Source organism: Sellimonas intestinalis (assembly GCF_001280875.1).
GTDB classification, from domain to species: domain Bacteria; phylum Bacillota; class Clostridia; order Lachnospirales; family Lachnospiraceae; genus Sellimonas; species Sellimonas intestinalis.
In genome coordinates, this window is the sequence record NZ_LGAJ01000003.1 from 379,633 (window position 1) to 397,824 (window position 18,192).

At 47.6% G+C, this 18,192-nt stretch carries 19 protein-coding genes and 1 tRNA gene; 18 read left to right on the plus strand and 2 right to left on the minus strand.

Going from position 1 to position 18,192, the window contains the following annotated elements; genetic code table 11:
• The first annotated feature begins 77 nt into the window (after positions 1-77).
• From AOA56_RS02730 to AOA56_RS02810, 17 genes are all read left to right on the plus strand, one after another.
• On the plus strand, positions 78-365 hold the full coding sequence (locus AOA56_RS02730) for a co-chaperone GroES (RefSeq protein ID WP_024732752.1): 288 nt from the start codon (positions 78-80) through the stop codon (positions 363-365).
• A gap of 45 nt (positions 366-410) precedes the next feature.
• On the plus strand, positions 411-2,030 hold the full coding sequence (gene groL, locus AOA56_RS02735) for a chaperonin GroEL (RefSeq protein ID WP_024732751.1): 1,620 nt from the start codon (positions 411-413) through the stop codon (positions 2,028-2,030).
• A 94-nt stretch (positions 2,031-2,124) separates the two neighbouring features.
• A complete protein-coding gene (locus AOA56_RS02740; protein WP_024732750.1) occupies positions 2,125-2,613 on the plus strand; it encodes a DUF6106 family protein in 489 nt (162 codons plus the stop codon).
• A gap of 88 nt (positions 2,614-2,701) precedes the next feature.
• A complete protein-coding gene (gene guaB / locus AOA56_RS02745) occupies positions 2,702-4,156 on the plus strand; it encodes an IMP dehydrogenase (protein WP_024732749.1) in 1,455 nt (484 codons plus the stop codon).
• Positions 4,157-4,439: 283 nt separating this feature from the next.
• Complete coding sequence (locus AOA56_RS02750) at positions 4,440-5,063, plus strand: peptidoglycan recognition protein family protein (RefSeq protein WP_051411890.1); 624 nt, start codon at positions 4,440-4,442, stop codon at positions 5,061-5,063.
• 61 nt (positions 5,064-5,124) lie between these two features.
• Complete coding sequence (locus AOA56_RS02755) at positions 5,125-6,102, plus strand: carbohydrate kinase family protein (protein WP_053768892.1); 978 nt, start codon at positions 5,125-5,127, stop codon at positions 6,100-6,102.
• Positions 6,096-6,602 (plus strand): YqeG family HAD IIIA-type phosphatase, encoded by a 507-nt coding sequence (locus AOA56_RS02760; protein WP_053768893.1) that lies wholly within the window; start codon positions 6,096-6,098, stop codon positions 6,600-6,602. The genes AOA56_RS02755 and AOA56_RS02760 overlap by 7 nt, the downstream gene beginning before the upstream one ends.
• A gap of 78 nt (positions 6,603-6,680) precedes the next feature.
• Positions 6,681-7,037, plus strand: a complete 357-nt coding sequence (locus AOA56_RS02765) for a hypothetical protein (RefSeq protein WP_024732746.1) — start codon at positions 6,681-6,683, stop codon at positions 7,035-7,037.
• A gap of 19 nt (positions 7,038-7,056) precedes the next feature.
• Entirely contained in the window at positions 7,057-7,809 is a 753-nt protein-coding gene (gene aroD / locus AOA56_RS02770; protein WP_024732745.1) for a type I 3-dehydroquinate dehydratase, read from the plus strand.
• A 149-nt stretch (positions 7,810-7,958) separates the two neighbouring features.
• Entirely contained in the window at positions 7,959-8,516 is a 558-nt protein-coding gene (efp, locus tag AOA56_RS02775; RefSeq protein WP_024732744.1) for an elongation factor P, read from the plus strand.
• Between the two features lie 200 nt (positions 8,517-8,716).
• Positions 8,717-9,604 (plus strand): DUF5688 family protein, encoded by an 888-nt coding sequence (locus tag AOA56_RS02780; protein WP_053768894.1) that lies wholly within the window; start codon positions 8,717-8,719, stop codon positions 9,602-9,604.
• A 70-nt stretch (positions 9,605-9,674) separates the two neighbouring features.
• On the plus strand, positions 9,675-10,430 hold the full coding sequence (locus tag AOA56_RS02785; protein ID WP_024732742.1) for an FAD binding domain-containing protein: 756 nt from the start codon (positions 9,675-9,677) through the stop codon (positions 10,428-10,430).
• Positions 10,431-10,898 carry a (2Fe-2S)-binding protein gene (locus AOA56_RS02790; protein WP_024732741.1) on the plus strand — a complete coding sequence of 156 codons (468 nt, stop codon included), beginning with the start codon at positions 10,431-10,433 and terminating at the stop codon, positions 10,896-10,898.
• Between the two features lie 4 nt (positions 10,899-10,902).
• The gene (locus AOA56_RS02795) at positions 10,903-13,182 is read left to right on the plus strand and encodes a xanthine dehydrogenase family protein molybdopterin-binding subunit (RefSeq protein WP_053768895.1); all 2,280 of its coding nucleotides are present in this window, start codon (positions 10,903-10,905) and stop codon (positions 13,180-13,182) included.
• Positions 13,179-14,549: a selenium-dependent molybdenum cofactor biosynthesis protein YqeB gene (gene yqeB, locus AOA56_RS16585; protein WP_082349830.1), complete on the plus strand. Its 1,371-nt coding sequence runs from the start codon at positions 13,179-13,181 to the stop codon at positions 14,547-14,549. The genes AOA56_RS02795 and yqeB overlap by 4 nt, the downstream gene beginning before the upstream one ends.
• Positions 14,534-15,277, plus strand: coding sequence for a selenium cofactor biosynthesis protein YqeC (gene yqeC, locus AOA56_RS02805; protein ID WP_162224686.1), 744 nt, complete (start codon positions 14,534-14,536; stop codon positions 15,275-15,277). Before yqeB ends, yqeC begins: the two co-directional genes overlap by 16 nt.
• Positions 15,234-16,295 carry an XdhC family protein gene (locus tag AOA56_RS02810; protein WP_053768897.1) on the plus strand — a complete coding sequence of 354 codons (1,062 nt, stop codon included), beginning with the start codon at positions 15,234-15,236 and terminating at the stop codon, positions 16,293-16,295. The genes yqeC and AOA56_RS02810 overlap by 44 nt, the downstream gene beginning before the upstream one ends.
• Before the next feature lie 46 nt (positions 16,296-16,341).
• Here the strand turns inward: AOA56_RS02810 and AOA56_RS02815 are convergent, their stop codons facing one another.
• A complete protein-coding gene (locus tag AOA56_RS02815; protein ID WP_024732736.1) occupies positions 16,342-16,914 on the minus strand; it encodes a xanthine phosphoribosyltransferase in 573 nt (190 codons plus the stop codon).
• A 164-nt stretch (positions 16,915-17,078) separates the two neighbouring features.
• Here AOA56_RS02815 and AOA56_RS02820 point away from each other — a divergent pair.
• Positions 17,079-17,150 (plus strand) — tRNA-Arg (locus AOA56_RS02820).
• A 36-nt stretch (positions 17,151-17,186) separates the two neighbouring features.
• Here AOA56_RS02820 and AOA56_RS02825 read toward each other — a convergent pair.
• Complete coding sequence (locus AOA56_RS02825; protein ID WP_053768898.1) at positions 17,187-18,086, minus strand: deoxyribonuclease IV; 900 nt, start codon at positions 18,084-18,086, stop codon at positions 17,187-17,189.
• Positions 18,087-18,192: the final 106 nt, after the last annotated feature.

An 18,192-nucleotide genomic window follows, 5' to 3' on the forward strand; every position in this document is an offset into this window, starting at 1 on the left:
TATTTTATTACTAGAGCGTTTTAGCACTCCAATACAACGAGTGCTGATAAGTGATAGAAAGTGAAGGAGGAACAAGCATGAAATTAGTACCATTAAGTGACAGAGTTGTATTAAAACAGATGGAAGCAGAAGAAACCACCAAATCCGGAATTGTACTTCCAGGGCAGAATAAAGAGAAACCGCAGCAGGCAGAAGTTGTCGCTGTAGGACCGGGCGGATTGGTAGACGGAAAAGAAGTGGAAATGAAAGTGTCTGTAGGAGATAAAGTCATTTATTCAAAATATGCAGGTACAGAAGTAGAGCTTGACGATGTAGAATATATCATCGTAAGACAGAGCGATATTCTCGCAGTGATTGAAGCCTAAATCAGACAGAAAATAATTTGAAATATCATTATGGAGGGATTAGAAATGGCAAAAGAAATCAAATATGGAGCAGAAGCCAGAACAGCGCTGGAAACAGGTGTGAATAAGCTTGCTGATACAGTCAGAGTGACACTTGGACCAAAAGGAAGAAATGTTGTATTGGACAAATCATTCGGTGCGCCGCTGATTACAAATGATGGTGTGACAATCGCAAAGGAGATCGAGCTGGAAGATGCATTTGAAAACATGGGCGCACAGCTTATTCGTGAAGTTGCATCTAAGACAAACGACGTGGCAGGAGATGGAACGACAACGGCAACCGTTCTTGCTCAGGCAATGGTTCACGAAGGTATGAGAAACCTGGCAGCAGGCGCAAACCCGATCGTACTGAGAAAGGGTATGAAAAAGGCGACAGATCTAGCTGTAGAAGAAATCGCAAAGATGAGCAGCAAGGTAAAAGATAAAGCACAGATCGCAAGAGTAGCGGCTGTATCATCCAGTGATGATGAAGTTGGAAATATGGTTGCCGACGCAATGGAAAAAGTATCTAACGACGGTGTCATCACCATCGAAGAATCCAAGACTATGAAGACAGAGCTTGACCTGGTAGAAGGTATGCAGTTTGACCGCGGATACATTTCCGCATATATGGCAACAGATATGGATAAGATGGAGGCAAATCTGGAAGATCCGTACATTTTGATCACAGATAAAAAGATCTCCAACATTCAGGAACTCCTTCCACTTCTGGAGCAGGTTGTTCAGGCAGGAGCAAGACTTTTAATTATCGCAGAGGACGTAGAAGGCGAAGCTCTCACCACACTCATTGTCAACAAACTGCGTGGTACGTTCAATGTCGTTGCGGTAAAGGCACCGGGATATGGTGACAGAAGAAAAGAAATGCTGCGTGACATTGCGATCCTGACAGGTGGTGAAGTGATATCTGAGGAACTGGGACTGGATCTGAAAGAGACGACACTGGATCAGCTTGGACGTGCAAAGTCCGTAAAGGTTCAGAAAGAAAACACTACCATCGTAGACGGTATGGGAGAAAAATCCGCAATCGATGCACGGATTGCTCAGATCAAGGCTCAGATTGAGGAAACGACATCTGACTTTGACAGAGAGAAGCTGCAGGAAAGACTTGCAAAACTTGCAGGCGGAGTGGCAGTAATTCGTGTCGGAGCAGCGACAGAAACAGAAATGAAAGAAGCAAAGCTTCGTATGGAAGACGCATTGGCAGCGACAAGAGCAGCAGTAGAAGAGGGAATCATAGCAGGCGGCGGATCCGCATATGTACATGCAACCAAAGCTCTGGAAGACCTTGTAAACGAATTGGAAGGCGATGAAAAGACAGGTGCCCGCATTATCGTAAAGGCACTGGAAGCTCCGTTATTCAGAATTGCGGCAAATGCAGGGCTGGAAGGATCTGTTATCATCAACAAAGTCAGAGAGTCTGAACCGGGCGTCGGATTTGATGCGTACAAAGAAGAGTACGTGGACATGGTAGAGGCAGGTATTCTTGATCCGGCCAAGGTAACAAGAAGCGCATTACAGAATGCAACCAGCGTGGCATCTACTCTTCTGACAACCGAATCCGTCGTTGCGAATATCAAAGAAGAAACACCGGTACCGGCAGGAAATCCAGGTATGGGAATGATGTAAATCTAAAAAAAAAGAAAACTCCTCGCAAGGGGAGTTTTCTTTTTGTTCGTAAAATGATATACTGGATAGGAATAAACAGATGGAGGAAACGTGTATGAGCGATTACTACACAGAACAATTAGTGAAAAAGAAAGCGGATGGGAAAGATATTGTGATTAAGATTCTGCTGATTTTCTGCACAGTCTTTTCCTTTTTCCTCGTTTTGTTGATGCCGTTTTTAATGATTCTTCCGGTCCTTCTGATCGTGCTGGACGTGTTTTTGTTCCGCAGACTGGACCTGGAATACGAGTATCTGTATGTGAACGGGGATCTGGATATCGATAAGATCATGGGAAAGCAGAAGAGAAAGCGTGTATTTTCCATGAATGTCAACGATCTGGAACTACTTGCGCCAAGAGGAGCAGGAGAGCTGAATCACTATCAGGGGGGCAAAGTGCTGGATTACAGTTCTCATATGCCGAATACCCGTTGCTATGTGATGGTGATTTCTAAGAATGGACAGCAAATCAAGGTGATCTTTGAGCCGGAGCAGGTGATTCTCGACGGGATCCGGATGCTTGCTCCAAGAAAAGTCATCTTGTAAGAAAAAAGAAAGAGTTGACATCGCAATTTTTTTTATGTATCATATCTTTTAAACTAAAAACAGTCAGAGAAAGAGAGGAAATGAAGTCATGGGTAAGATTATTGGAGAAGGTATTACGTTTGACGATGTATTACTGGTACCGGCTTATTCGGAAGTGATTCCGAACCAGGTCGACCTGTCTACACATTTGACAAAAAAGATTCGCTTAAATATTCCGATGATGAGTGCTGGGATGGATACAGTTACCGAACATCGGATGGCGATTGCGATGGCACGCCAGGGTGGTATCGGAATCATCCATAAGAATATGTCGATTGAGGCTCAGGCAGAAGAGGTGGACAAGGTGAAACGCTCAGAGAACGGCGTCATCACAGATCCATTTTATCTGTCGCCGGAACACACACTGGAAGACGCGAACAATCTGATGGCTAAATTCCGAATTTCCGGTGTGCCGATTACCGAGAATGGTAAGCTGGTGGGGATCATCACCAACCGGGATCTGAAATTCGAAACGGATTTCTCAAAGAAGATCAAAGAATCCATGACTTCAGAAGGATTGATCACAGCTCAGGAAGGGATCACTTTGGAGGAGGCAAAGAACATTCTTGCCAAGGCCAGAAAGGAGAAACTCCCGATTGTAGATAAGGATTTTAATCTCAAGGGATTGATTACCATCAAGGATATTGAAAAGCAGATCAAGTATCCGCTTTCAGCAAAGGACGAGCAGGGACGTCTGCTCTGCGGCGCGGCAGTCGGTATCACAGCAAACTGCCTGGAAAGAGTGGAGGCACTTGTCCGCGCAAAAGTGGACGTTGTTGTTCTTGACTCCGCACATGGACATTCTGCGAATGTACTGCGTTGCGTACGTATGATTAAGGAGCAGTATCCGGATCTTCAGGTGATTGCGGGAAATGTCGCTACAGCAGAGGCGACAAAGGCACTGATTGAGGCTGGAGCAGATGCGGTCAAGGTTGGAATCGGACCAGGATCCATTTGTACGACCCGTGTCGTTGCCGGAATCGGTGTGCCACAGGTAAGCGCTGTGATGGACTGCTACGAGATGGCAAAGGAATATAGTATCCCAATTATCGCCGACGGAGGCATCAAGTATTCGGGAGATATGACCAAGGCGATTGCTGCCGGAGCAAATGTATGTATGATGGGAAGTATCTTCGCCGGATGCGATGAGAGTCCGGGAACGTTCGAGTTATTCCAGGGAAGAAAGTACAAGGTATATCGTGGTATGGGATCCATTGCCGCTATGGAAAACGGCAGCAAGGATCGTTACTTCCAGTCGGACGCGAAGAAGCTTGTTCCGGAAGGCGTGGAAGGACGTGTTGCATATAAAGGTACTGTGGAAGACACAGTATTTCAGTTGATGGGCGGCCTTCGCTCTGGTATGGGTTACTGTGGAACTCATACGATCGAAGAGCTCAAAGAAAACGGTAGATTTGTCAAGATTTCTGCCGCGTCTCTGAAAGAGAGTCATCCGCACGATATTCATATTACAAAGGAAGCGCCGAACTACAGTGTAGACGAATAAGAATGTATGTACGAGCTCCTGCTTTTCCTTGGATGGGGAAGAGCAGGGGCATTTTATATCATAGGAAAGTCTTTCAAGGATGGAACAATTTAGAGAGTTGGAGGAGGACTTGTCCGCTTTGTTCCTCACTCTGGATAAGAAAAGTTTAAGAAATTTGGGAAGTTTTTTTAAAAAACAGACCCGTTTTTTTGATTATAATAGAAGGAAGCTACAAGACGAGAAAGGGAATAATGACGTGCGAAAGACAAGACAGAGAAGAAGAGGAAATGGAAGAGGAGGACTGATGAAAGCAGGTCTCTTAGTTCTGATGATCCTGGTATTTGTACTGGGTGGAATGAAGCTTGCGGGGGCGGGCCCGTTTTTTGATGGATACCGGGAGATGGAGGGGGAGGCGGTGGACGCCTTTCGGCCGGATATGACAGTGGATCTTCTGACACCGAATTCTTACTCCCGTCCGGAGACGGGGACATCCCGGATCCGTAATATTGTACTTCACTATACGGCTAATCCAGGCGCCACAGCTAAGCAGAACCGGGATTACTTTGAGGGACTCAAAGACACCCACTTGACGAAAGCGAGCAGCCATTTTATTGTCGGGCTGGACGGGGAGATTGTTCAGTGTATCCCTACTTGGGAAGTAGCCTATGCTTCCAATAACCGGAATGGAGATACTGTATCTATTGAGTGCTGCCACCCAGATGAATCGGGATCTTTCAATCAGAAAACATATGATTCCATGGTGAGGCTTTCAGCATGGTTGTGCCTGAAATTCAACCTGACGGAAAACGATCTGATTCGACACTATGACGTCACAGGAAAAATCTGCCCGAAATATTTCGTGGACTACCCGGAAAAATGGACACAGTTTCAGGCTGATGTCGGGAAAATGCTTGAAAAAATGCGGTAAACTGGTTATGATAAAGAAAGGCGAAAAAGGAACCACAAGTGGACGAAGGAGATCGATAGATATGAAAACAGAATTTGACGTGATTGCATTAGGTGAATTACTGATTGACTTTACAATGAACGGAACGAGCAGTCAGGGGAATCAGGTGTTTGAGGCGTGTCCCGGCGGGGCACCATGCAACGTTCTTGCCATGCTCAATAAACTTGGAAAGAAGACGGCATTTATCGGAAAAGTGGGACAGGACCAGTTTGGACTGCTTTTGAAGCAAACACTGGAAAATGCAGGGATCTGTACAGAGTATCTGTATCTGGATCCGGACATTCATACGACATTGGCTTTTGTCCATACACTGGAAAATGGAGACCGCGATTTTTCTTTCTACCGTAATCCAGGAGCTGACATGATGCTGACGGAAGAGGAAGTGGAACCAGATTTCCTAAAAAAAGCGAAAATCTTTCATTTCGGCACGCTTTCTATGACACATGAGGGAGTTCGCAAGGCAACGAAAAAGGCATTACAAGCGGCAAAGGAAGCAGGGGTGCTGATCTCTTTTGATCCGAACTTACGTCCGCCGCTCTGGAACAGTCTGGAGAGTGCGAAGGAGCAGATCCATTACGGACTCGGATACTGTGATATCTTAAAGATTTCCGACAATGAGATCCAGTTCCTCTCTGGAAAGGAGGACTATGATGAGGGAATTCAATGGCTGACAAGCCAGTATCCGATTCCGCTTGTGCTTTTAACTCTGGGATCAGAGGGAAGCCGTGCATACTATCAAGGCAGAAGAGTGGACTGCAAAGGCTTTTCCTGCGAGACGATTGAGACGACGGGAGCAGGAGATACGTTCTGCGGGAGTGTGTTAAATTATCTTTCGGAGCATGGGATCAAACATCTCACGGATGAAAATTTAAAAGAGATGCTGACCTTTGCCAATGCAGCTGCGGCACTCATAACGACGAGAAAAGGCGCAATTCGTTCTATGCCGGAGAAAGAAGAGGTAAATGCGTTGATTAAGAGGGCGGAGGAGAGAACATGCTAGAGCGCTTTTTCCCGGATGAGTATATATCGTCAACCTATGCGATTCCTTTTGACAGATTGTACGAGGAGGGATACAGAGGAATCATTTTCGATATTGACAATACCCTCGTTCCCCACGGGGCCCCAGCAGACGAGAGGGCAAAGCAGCTCTTTCGCGATCTGAAAGAGCTGGGATATTCGTGCTGTCTTCTTTCCAACAATCAGGAGCTGCGTGTAAAGATGTTCAATGAAGAAATCGGTGTACCTTACATTTTTAATGCACACAAACCGGCCGGAAAGAATTACCGCAGAGCCATGCAGCTTATGGGGACGGACCGGAATACGACACTGTTCGTGGGTGATCAGTTATTTACGGATGTATGGGGGGCAAAGCGGTCAGGTATCCACAATATCCTCGTCCGGCCGATTCATCCGAAAGAGGAAATCCAGATTGTTCTGAAGCGATATCTGGAGAAAATCGTACTTCATTTTTATCTGAAGAAGAAAAAGAAACTTGTATAAAAACCTGCCCCGGGGAAGCTCATTGGAAAACCGTCCCTGAAAATTGCTTGACGAAAATTTTCGGGGGGGGGGGGTATAATGAGAAGAAAATGTAACAAAAGAGGGCAGAAGAAAATGGAACTACTGGAGTTTATAGAAAAACAGTTGAAGAATAGATATCAGATCACAAAGATACAGTGTCTGGATAAAATAGATAGAGAGCCGGAACTGGTGCTTATTTTCTTTCAGAAGGAATGTGCCATTGAGAAAGTGATTGAAAAGATCCGCAAAAACAGCGGGCGGTACAGTGTCGTCATCTTGTTTGAGGAGGATCTGGATCAGATGGATCGCGTGGTCAGTTCTTTCCAGAAAAACGGTTTGGATCTGATCTGTATCCGGGACGGTCAGTATGGGAGTTGTGTGTTTACAAGGCTCGATTTTGAGAGACTCTGGTAAGAAAGGAAATCGGACAGACATGAAAACAGTCACAGTCAGAAATCTTGTGATCGGAGAAGGAATACCGAAAATCTGTGTTCCTCTGATGGGGGATGCAACAGGGGTGCTTGCGGCAGCAGACAAGGTAAAGAAAACCCATGCCGATCTCGTGGAGTGGCGTATTGATACAGACCCGGAGGCAGAATGTGTGGAGAAAACCTTAAAGACAGCAAGAGCGTTGCGGGACATTTTGGGAGAGATGCCTCTGCTTTTTACTATTCGCACGAAGGAGGAGGGTGGAAACATGGCTGTTTCCCCAAAACTCTATTGTGAGATGAATGAGGCATTGATCGCCTCCGGCTATATCGATTTGGTCGATATTGAGTATCTCAAAGGGAAAAGTGTTCGTGACGGACTACTTCGGTCGGCAAAAGTAAAGGGAGTGCAGACGGTACTCTCAAGTCATGATTTTGAAAAGACGCCGGACGGAAAAGAGATGATACAGAGATTATGCTCCATGCAGCAGGCAGGGGCGGATCTTATAAAGCTTGCGGTAATGCCAAAGTGTGACGAAGACGTGGTGGAGCTTTTAAAAGTGACTTGGGAGATGAAAATCCGGCATCCGGATACTCCGGTGATTTCGATTTCCATGGGGAAGAAGGGAGCATTAAGTCGGCTGGGCGGAGAGCTTTTTGGTTCCTGTGTGACATTTGGAGCTTATGATAAGGCGTCTGCGCCAGGTCAGATTTCAGTGGAAGAGCTGTATGAGATCCTGGGGAAACTTCATGGTTAGCTCTATTTAGTACAGAGAAATTTGTAAGATGACAGTATTTTTCGTAACTTACAGTTGAAAAAAGGGCAGGAATCATATAAAATAAGACATAATGAAAGATAAGAATTTAGAAAAGAATACGGTTGTATTCGTTTAAGGAGGATTTAAAGATGATTTCAGCAGGCGAATTTAGAAACGGCTTAACCGTCGAGATTGACGGAAACGTTTACCAGATTCTGGAATTCCAGCATGTAAAACCAGGAAAAGGAGCAGCGTTCGTCAGAACAAAATTAAAAAATGTAATCAGCGGCGGTGTGGTTGAAAAGACATTCCGACCAACCGAGAAATTTCCGAAAGCACATATTGAAAGAAAGTCCATGCAGTATCTGTATTCCGATGGAGATCTGTACCATTTCATGGACGGCGAGACATATGATCAGATTGCACTTAACGAGGAGACAATTGGGGATGCGCTGAAGTTCGTCAAAGAAAACGAAGAAGTGAAGGTCTGCTCCTACCAAGGAGAAGTATTTGCGGTAGAGCCGCCGTTATTCGCAGAGCTCGTTGTAACAGAGACTGAGCCAGGAGTAAAGGGTGATACAGCAACAGGCGCTACAAAGCCGGCCACCGTTGAGACGGGAGCTACCGTTATGGTACCGTTGTTTGTAAACGAAGGTGATGTATTAAAGATTGACACACGTACAGGAGAGTACTTATCCAGAGTATAAGGTGACGATCTATTAGAATCAGAAGACTTACAGGACACAGAAATTTAACCTGTGTCCTGTATTTTTGTCGAAAACAGTTGCATTGCGCCTGTTTGGCACGTATAATGTACCTAATACCAATCAAAATACAATTCATAAACTCATTTTTATCAGAACTTTATCAGATCATGGAAAACTTCGCGGGCTCGAAAGGAGTTTCGATGGAGTATCAGGTATTTTTAGCAAATGTCAAAGAAAGATTGAAAGAGGAATTACATGGTCAAGTCCGTGTGGAGGATTACAGGACGCTCAAGAACAATGGAGAAGAGCGGCAGGGCTTTGTATTTCAGACAGAGAAGGAGGGAATTTCCCCGGTTATCTATATGGAAGAGTACTACGAACGTTATTTTCACGGGATGGAAATGGAACGGGTAATAGACAGTTTAATCAACTGGTATGAACACGCCCGTCAGATTCCTGATCCGGTGATGGAGGCAGAGCATCTGAGAGACTTTGAGAGGATAAGGAAAAAGATCGTCTATCGGATTATCAACACAGAGAGAAATCGGAAGATTTTGACCCAGGTGCCGCATCTGCCATATCTGGATTTGAGCGTCGTATTTTATGTGCAGTTTTCCGTGCAAAAGTACAGCGCTATCTCAATGCTGATTACAAACGGACATTTATCACTCTGGGGGATTGCAAAGGAAGAGATCATTCAGGCTGCCAGGTGGAACACGCCGCGTTTGCTTCCGGCGGAGATTGCGGATGTTCAGAATTTGGTTTTGGAAATGTTTCCGGGATACGGAAGGAGTGAACTGCTTCATGGGCTTATGTATGTGCTGACAAACATGCAGAGAAATTATGGGGCGGCAGTCTTGCTGTATCCAGGACTGCTTGAGATGATCGGAGAGGAGTGGAAGGAAAATTTTTATATTCTCCCAAGCAGTATCCATGAAGTACTTTTGGTACCGGAGAGCAAAAATCCAGGGCTTTCCGAGCTGAAGGAAGCAGTATTTAGTATTAACAGGACAGAACTGACAAAAGAAGAGTTCCTCTCCGACACTGTATATTACTATAATTGCAGGAAAAAGGAGCTTTGTATGTAGATATTAAAGTACGATTATGTTAAAATAAAAAGAACTATGGATACTTTCAGAGGACGGGAGGAGAAACATTTTGATAACAGTGAAAAACTATATAAAGCCTGATACGCTGGAGGCGGCTTACGAGCTGAATCAGAAACGGGCCAACCGGATTATAGGGGGAATGATGTGGCTTCGTATGGGCAAGGGGAATATCCTTACGGCCATCGACCTCTCCGGGCTTTTATCTGGAGAGATCACAGAGACGGACACAGACTTTCACATCGGCAGTATGTGTACCTTGCGCCAGTTGGAAACCCATCCGGGACTTGCAAAGTCATTCGGATCGGTTTGGAAAGAATGTACGAGACATATTGTGGGAGTGCAGTTCCGAAATGGAGCCACGGTAGGAGGCAGTATTTTCGGAAGATACGGATTTTCCGATATTCTGACCGCGTTTCTTGTGTTTGATACCAAGGTGAAGTTGTACAAAAAGGGGATCATTCCGCTCTCTGAATTTATCACGATGGACCGGGACAGAGATATTCTGGAAGAGATCATTGTGGCAAAGGACGGAAGACGTGCCGTCTATCTGTCGGAGCGCAGAAGTCAGACGGACTTCCCGGTGCTGACCTGTGCGGCGTCCTGTTATGAGGGGATTGTACTGGTGTCCATCGGAGCGAGACCGATGCGGGCAACGGTGACAGAGACGACACTAGATGAAATGGAGCATATAGCAGACGCCTTCGACTATGGAAGCAATATGCGGGGCAGCAGAGAGTACCGGAAGCACCTGGCTGAGGTTTTGCTGTGCCGTGCAAAAAAAGCATTGGAAGAGGGGAATGTGTAGATGGAAGTACAGTTTGAATTAAATGGGAAACCAGTTTGTACAGAAATAGAACCGGGAGCCGTGCTCTTCGATATACTGAGAAGCCTCGGATGCTACAGTGTGAAATGTGGATGTGAGACGACAAACTGCGGGCTTTGCACCGTCTGGGTGGACGGGACACCGAGGCTGTCCTGCTCCATCCTGGCGGCAAGAGCGGCAGGCTGCAAGATCACGACACTTGAAGGTGTTCAGGAGGAAGCGGCAAGATTTGGGGCTTATCTGGCGGCAGAAGGAGCAGAGCAGTGTGGGTACTGTTCTCCTGGATTTATTATGAATGTGCTGGCCATGGAGCGGGAGCTCTGTACGGACGGCAAGACACCAAACCGGGAAGAGATCCGGGAGTACCTGGCAGGAAATCTCTGTCGGTGTACGGGATATGCCGGACAACTCCGGGCAGTGGAAAAGTATCTGAGAGAAAGAAGAGGATAGACGTATGAAAAAGGTAAATCAGGCGATACCAAAGATTGATGCCAAGGCGCTGGTGACGGGGAAACCGGTCTATACTGATGATCTGGCGCCGAAGGACTGCCTCATCGTCAAAGTACTGAGAAGTCCTCACGCCCACGCCCTGATTCGTAATATCGACAGCTCCAGAGCAAGGAAAGTACCGGGGATCGTAGCGATCTACACATATGAGGACTGTCCGAAGGAGCGATTCACGATGGCAGGACAGACGTATCCGGAGCCAAGTCCTTATGACAGACTGATTCTGGATCAGAGAGTTCGATTCATTGGGGATGCTGTGGCGATTGTTGCGGGAGAGACGGCGGAAGCAGTGGATCGGGCGATGAAAATGATAAAAGTGGAATACGAAGTATTGAAGCCTCTTCTGGATTTCAGAAAGGCAAAAGACAATGCGATCCTTGTTCATCCGGAGGAAAGCTGGCGAAGTCTCTGCAATGTGGGGGCGGATAATAAGAGGAACTTATGTGCCAGCGGAAAAGAAGAGAACGGCGATGTTGATCAGGTACTTTCTGAGTGCCGGTATGTGGTAGATCAGACTTACCATACGAAGGCCAATCAGCAGACAATGATGGAGACCTTTCGTACCTATTGTTATATGGATGTCTATGGACGGCTCAATGTTGTTTCGTCCACCCAGGTGACATTTCATGCCAGACGGATTCTTTCCCATGCCCTTGGAATTCCAAAATCAAAGATTCGTGTTATAAAGCCACGGATTGGAGGAGGATTCGGGGCGAAACAGACGATAGTGTCTGAGGTCTACCCGGCGTTTGTGACCTGGAAGACCGGGAGGCCATCTAAGATTATCTACACAAGAGAGGAGTCACAGATTGCTTCCTCTCCGCGCCATGAGATGGAAGTCCATGTGCGGGCAGGGGCAGATGAGGCCGGTCGGATTCGGGCGATTGACGTTTACACACTTTCTAATACAGGAGCTTTCGGAGAACATGGCCCGACAACCGTAGGACTTTCCGGACACAAGTCCATCCCGCTTTATGGAAAGACAGACGCTTTCCGTTTTCAGTACGATGTGGTTTATACGAACGTGATGTCAGCCGGAGCTTACCGTGGCTACGGAGCGACCCAGGGGATTTTTGCGGTAGAGTCCGCTGTTAATGAGCTGGCGGAGCAGATGAAGATGGATCCGGTACGTTTACGGGAACTCAACATGGTAAAAGAAGGCCAGATCATGCCTGCATATTATGGAGAGACGGTCAAGAGTTGTGCCCTGGATCGCTGTATGCAGCGTGCGAAGGAAATGATCGGATGGGATGAAAAATATCCGGCAAAAGATATGGGAAACGGCAAAGTGCATGGCATCGGCGTTGCCATGGCAATGCAGGGGTCCGGAATTTCCGGTGTGGATACAGCGTCTGTGGCGATGAAGGTGAATGATGATGGATTCTACAGTCTGATGATCGGAGCCTCGGACATGGGAACCGGATGTGATACGATTTTGGCGCAGATGGCAGCAGACTGCATGGACTGTGAGATGGAGGATATTATCGTATCCGGTGTAGACACAGATACCTCTCCATATGACACCGGATCCTATGCTTCCAGTACGACTTATGTGACAGGTATGGCCGTTGTAAAGACCTGTGAAAAATTGAAAGAAAAGATCCTTTTGAAAGGGGCCGAGTATCTCGGATGCCGGACAGAGGATGTAGAGTTTGATGGTAAGCGCGTCTGGTGCCCGAAGGATGGAAAGGAGATCTCGTTAAAAGATATCGGAAACCGGGTGATGTGTGCGAATGAGGAGGCGCTGATGGCTTCGGAGGCGCATTATTCTCCGACGTCTCCGCCACCGTTTATGGTTGGCATGGCGGAAGTAGAAGTCGATGTGGAGACCGGAAAAGTGACTCCGATCGATTACGTGGCTGTCGTGGACTGTGGAACAGTCGTCAATCCAAGTCTGGCGAGAGTCCAGACCGAGGGGGGAATCGTCCAAGGAATCGGAATGGCGCTCTATGAGGATATTGTCTACAATGAACAGGGAAGGAATTTCAGTAATTCGTTTATGCAGTACAAGATTCCGACCAGACAGGATACCGGAGAAATCAGGGTGGAATTTGAAAGCAGCTATGAACCGACCGGGCCGTTTGGCGCGAAGTCCATCGGAGAGATTGTCATCAATACACCGTCACCGGCTCTTGCGGCTGCGGTAGCAAACGCAACCGGAGTTCATATCCGCGAGCTTCCGATTACAGCCGAAAAAGTCTATATGGGAATGAAACATACGAAATGATGAGGATACATGTTGCGATTCTTGCCGCAGGGCAAAGTCTGCGCTATGGCAGTGAGGACAAACTGTCAGAGCAGGTGGGAGGAAAAAGCCTCCTTACCATCCTGCTCGAGAAAATACAGAGAATTTCCGCACCTTGGAAAGGATGCACCGTGCTGGTCGTTTCCAGGGAACTTGCCAAGCTGTGCACGGATGGACCGGAGATCTGTGTGGTCAATGGGGATCCAAAGAGGGGGATTTCCCACTCGATACAGTTGGCACTGGACGTGGTTCAGAACAGTCCCCACTGGATGCCAGGGGATGCAGTCTGTTTCTGTGTGTGTGATCAACCTTTTTTAAAACAGGGTACACTGGAGAACATGCTGGAAGGCTATCTGAAAAGTGGGAAAGGCATTGGATGTATTGACCGGGGCGGTCCGAAGAATCCATGCGTTTTTGGAGAACAGTATTTTCCAGAGCTTCGCAGTCTTTCCGGAGACGTTGGTGGAAAAAAGGTGCTGTGCCGGCATCCGGAGGACGTCTATCGACAGAAGGCGGAAAAAGAGGAAGTCTGGGATATGGACGAGAAACGGACTGTGATTGTGCGGGGCGGAGGAGATCTTGCCACAGGGACGTCCTATCTTCTGGCGAAACGGGGTTATCGTGTTCTTGTGCTGGAGACAGAGCATCCAGCCTGTATTCGCCGTCAGGTGGCGTTTTGCGAGGCCGTCTATGAAGGCCGCTGTGAGGTAGAAGGAATCACTGCAAGAAAGGTGACAAACCGAGAAAAGACGATTCGTGCCTGGGAACGTGGGGAGATACCTGTGCTCGTAGATCCGGGCTGTACCTGTCTTTCCTGGCTTCAGCCATTGGCGCTGGTAGACGGGATTCTGGCCAAGAAAAATCTGGGTACTCGTATTGATATGGCTCCGCTTACGATCGGGCTGGGACCTGGATTTACGGCTGGAGTGGATACGGATCTGGTTATTGAAACGATGCGGGGAGAGAGCCTTGCAAGGGTTTATCAAAGCGGAACTGCGCTGCCGAATACGGGAGTACCGGGTGTTATTGACGGTTATGCCTCAGAAAGGGTGATTTATGCGCCGTGTTCCGGCGAGATTCGATATCTGAGACAGGTGGGCGATCTGGTAAAAAAGGGGGAACCTTTGGCGGTGATCGACGGACAGACAGTATGTGCGACCCTGACGGGATTGCTGCGGGGAGCCATCCGGGAAGGCTATCCGGTCACGACAGGATTAAAGATTATGGATATTGAGCCGAGGACAGACAGCAACGCACGCTGTTTCCTGATCTCCGATAAGGCGCTTGCCATCGGAGGCAGTGTGTGCAGGGCTCTGGAAGAATGGGAGAGAAGATGCTTGGAGAATTAGGTCTGGAGGAGAATCGCTGTACAGCGTTTGTCGGAGCCGGAGGCAAGACGACGGCAGTCTACACCTGCGTCGGGGAAAGCCTCCAGAAAGGACTTCTGGCGGCGGCTGTAACGACGACGAAGATGTGGAAGCCTAAGAAAGGATTTGTGGAATGGAAAGCAGGAGATTCTGTCGACGAGATCCGGAAAAAGATCAGGGGCTGCGGGACACTTCCTCTTACCATCGGAACAGATTTCGGAAATGGGAAGATTGGCCCCGTCCCGGAGCAGATACTCGCCCGGTTGGCTGAAGCCGGGATCCGGCTTTTTGTGGAGGCGGATGGGGCCAAAGGGAAATGGATCAAGAGACCAGGAGCAAACGAACCGGTCGTTCCGGACTTTGCGGAGACGGTAGTGGGTATCCTGAACCAAAAAGCAGTAGGGCATCCTTTTTCAGAAGTGGCGCACCGCCCACAGATTTGTGCGGGCAGTCTGGGAAAAAATCAGGAAGATCTGGTGGATATGTTTGATCTTGTGGTATTGTTTTGCAAAAGAGATGGGATTTTCCAGAACTGTCAGGCGAAAAAGGTCGCACTTGTAAGTGGGTTTGCGATGGGAGAGGGACGGTGCTTTTTTGCACGATACCGAAAAGAATTTCTGTTAATAGGGCAGCAGGGTGTTCCTGCATTTGTATGGGAGCGAAGCGATGACAGACAGAGCGTTTTTATGCCGGATGAAGGCATTATATGAAAAGGAGGGCGGGCTGATTGTCCGTCTGCTTGATAGGAAACAACAGATCCGAACTTGGATTTGGGAGCAGGAAGAAGGCAAGGATTCGATTGTAGGTTCTGATGATCAGAGAATGAAAGAAGAAATCTGTGATCTTGCAAAAGAGGCATGGGCGAGGGGGACCGCGTTGCGAAAAAGAGGATCGGGAGAGATGTTGTTTTTGGAGACAGTGGGAAAGGAAGATCGGATGGTGATCTGCGGAGCAGGCTATGTCGGATCCGCCCTTGCAAAGCTTTCTGTTTTTGCGGGGATCCATACGATTCTTCTGGAGGATCGGAAGGACTTTGCCGACCGTGCCAAAGAGACCGGCGCTCAGGAGATCATCTGCCGCCCCTTTGACAAGGCGATTCGGGATCTGACTGAGGAGGCGAATACGGCCTATGTCGTTATGACAAGAGGCCATGCTTACGATGAGAAATGTCTGCTGGAGATCGCAAAGAAAGAATCCTACTATGTCGGCATGATGGGAAGCAAGACGAGGTCTGCCATGATGCGGGAGGAACTTCGTTTGGCAGGAGTGAGCGCAGAATGGATCAACCGGCTTCACGCACCGATCGGACTTTCTATTGGCGCCCAGACGCCGGAGGAAATAGCAGTTGCTGTGCTGGCGCAGATTCTTTCCGAGAGAAGCAGGGTAGGAAATCCCCTCCGTGCCGGGTACGAGGTGTTTCGTCAGGCGCTTACGTGTCTGAAAGAGGGAGAGAGATTTGTTCTTGCCACAATTTTGGAGAGACAGGGCTCGGCGCCAAGAAAGGAAGGCACCCATTTCATCGTGGGAGAATCCGGACAGTGTTTTGGAACGATCGGCGGAGGCAAATTGGAAGCAGACATCGTGCAGGCAGCGATGGAAATGATAACCCACGGAGAAAGGATCCGGATAGAATCTTCTGATTTGAACAACCGGGACGCGGCAGAGGAAGGCCTTGTGTGCGGTGGACAAGTCAGGGTGCTGATGGAAGCAGGAGTAAATAGACAGTAACAGAAAAGATATCGAAGCAAAAAGGGCCGGAGTCCGGCCCTTTCGTCTATTCTTTAAATGTCAGTGACGTATCGGTCATGGAAGAGATGATTGCCAGAGACTCCAGATGTACGCCAAGCTTGCGGATCTGATCGCCGCCTTGCTGGAACCCTTTCTCAATGACAATCCCGGCGCCCTCGATCGTAGCGCCCGCATCTTTGACGATGGAGATCAGTCCCATAAGGGCACAGCCATTGGCAAGGAAATCATCGATAATGAGAACGTGATCTTCCGGCCCCAGAAACTTTTTGGAGAGAATCACATCGTATGTACGTTTGTGTGTGAAAGACTCTACTTTAGAGTGATAGACCTCTCCGTCGATATTGATGCTCTGTGCTTTCTTCGCAAATACAACCGGAACATGAAAATACTGTGCCGCAATGCAGGCAATCCCGATTCCGGAAGCTTCAATCGTCAATATCTTCGTAATCTTTTCAGAAGGAAACCGTCTGCGGAATTCCTTTCCGATTTCATTTATTAAGTCAATGTCCATTTGGTGATTGAGGAAACTGTCAACTTTCAATACATTTCCCGGCTTGACAACCCCGTCTTTTAAAATACGTTCTTTAAGAAGCTGCATGATAAATCCTTCCTTACAAGATTTTATTTATCATCTATCATACTGAATCAGAGATAAAATTTCAATGATAAACTGAAAAATATCCGGAAAATTGTCGATTTTTTTCTCTTTACAATTTCAGAAAGATATGGTATTATAATTTACGCGTTCACAAGACGTAGGATACACCTATAGCTCAGGGGATAGAGCACCGCCCTCCGGAGGCGGGTGCGGCGGTTCGAATCCGCCTAGGTGTGTAGAAAACCTGTCGGAAATTCCGGCAGGTTTTTGTTTTACAGAACTGTTTTTTCTCTATATTTCCGCAGCATTTCGATCTCATGCCGGTACGGCGGAAGCGTCTTTTTAGGGTCATCCACAGATGGCAGATAAGGAGTTTCCAGAATTTTCGGGATTTCCATAAAATCCGGATGATGGACGATGTATGCCAGAGCGTCAAAGCCGATCTCACCCTGCCCAATATTGGCATGTCGGTCCTTTTTGGCTCCCTGTGGATTTTTGCTGTCGTTGATGTGAAAGACAGCGATCTGGTCTTTTCCAAGAATCCGGTCAAACTCCTCTATGACACCGTCAAAGTCGTCTCGTACAGGGTAACCGCTGTCATGGGTATGACAAGTATCAAAGCAGACCCGGAGCTTGTCATTGCAGGTGACGCCATCATAAATCCTCGCCAGCTCCTCAAAAGAGCTGCCAAGTTCCGAACCTTTCCCGGCCATCGTCTCCAGAGCGATATGGCAAGGGGTATCTTGAGTCAGAACTTCATTTAACCCTTTGATGATCTGGGAAATCCCGGCATCTGTGCCAGCTCCCACATGGGCGCCCGGATGAAGAATGAGGGTGCTGCTGTTACAGGCAGCGGTCCGCTCAATTTCCAAGGCAAGAAACCGGACGGCCAGATCAAAGGTCTCTGTCTTTACCGAATTTCCCAGATTAATAATATAAGGTGCGTGGACGACGATCTGTGAAATGTGATGGGTATTCATATAGTCCCATGCTTCCGGAATCCGGAGTTCACTGATTTCCTTCCGGCGCGTGTTTTGCGGTGCTCCGGTATAAAACATAAAAGTCTCAGCATGGTAGGAGACTGCCTCCCTGGCAGAGCCAAGAAGCATATCTTTTCCGCTCATTCCTACATGGGAGCCAAGCAGCGGAGCGGTCCTTTTTTCTTTTGTCATAATCAATCCTCTCGAAACAGTAATAATTTCTATTATTATATATGAAAAATAAAAAAAGCGCAAGACCATAAAAATATAGTTGTTGGCCTTTCTCTCGTATGCTAGA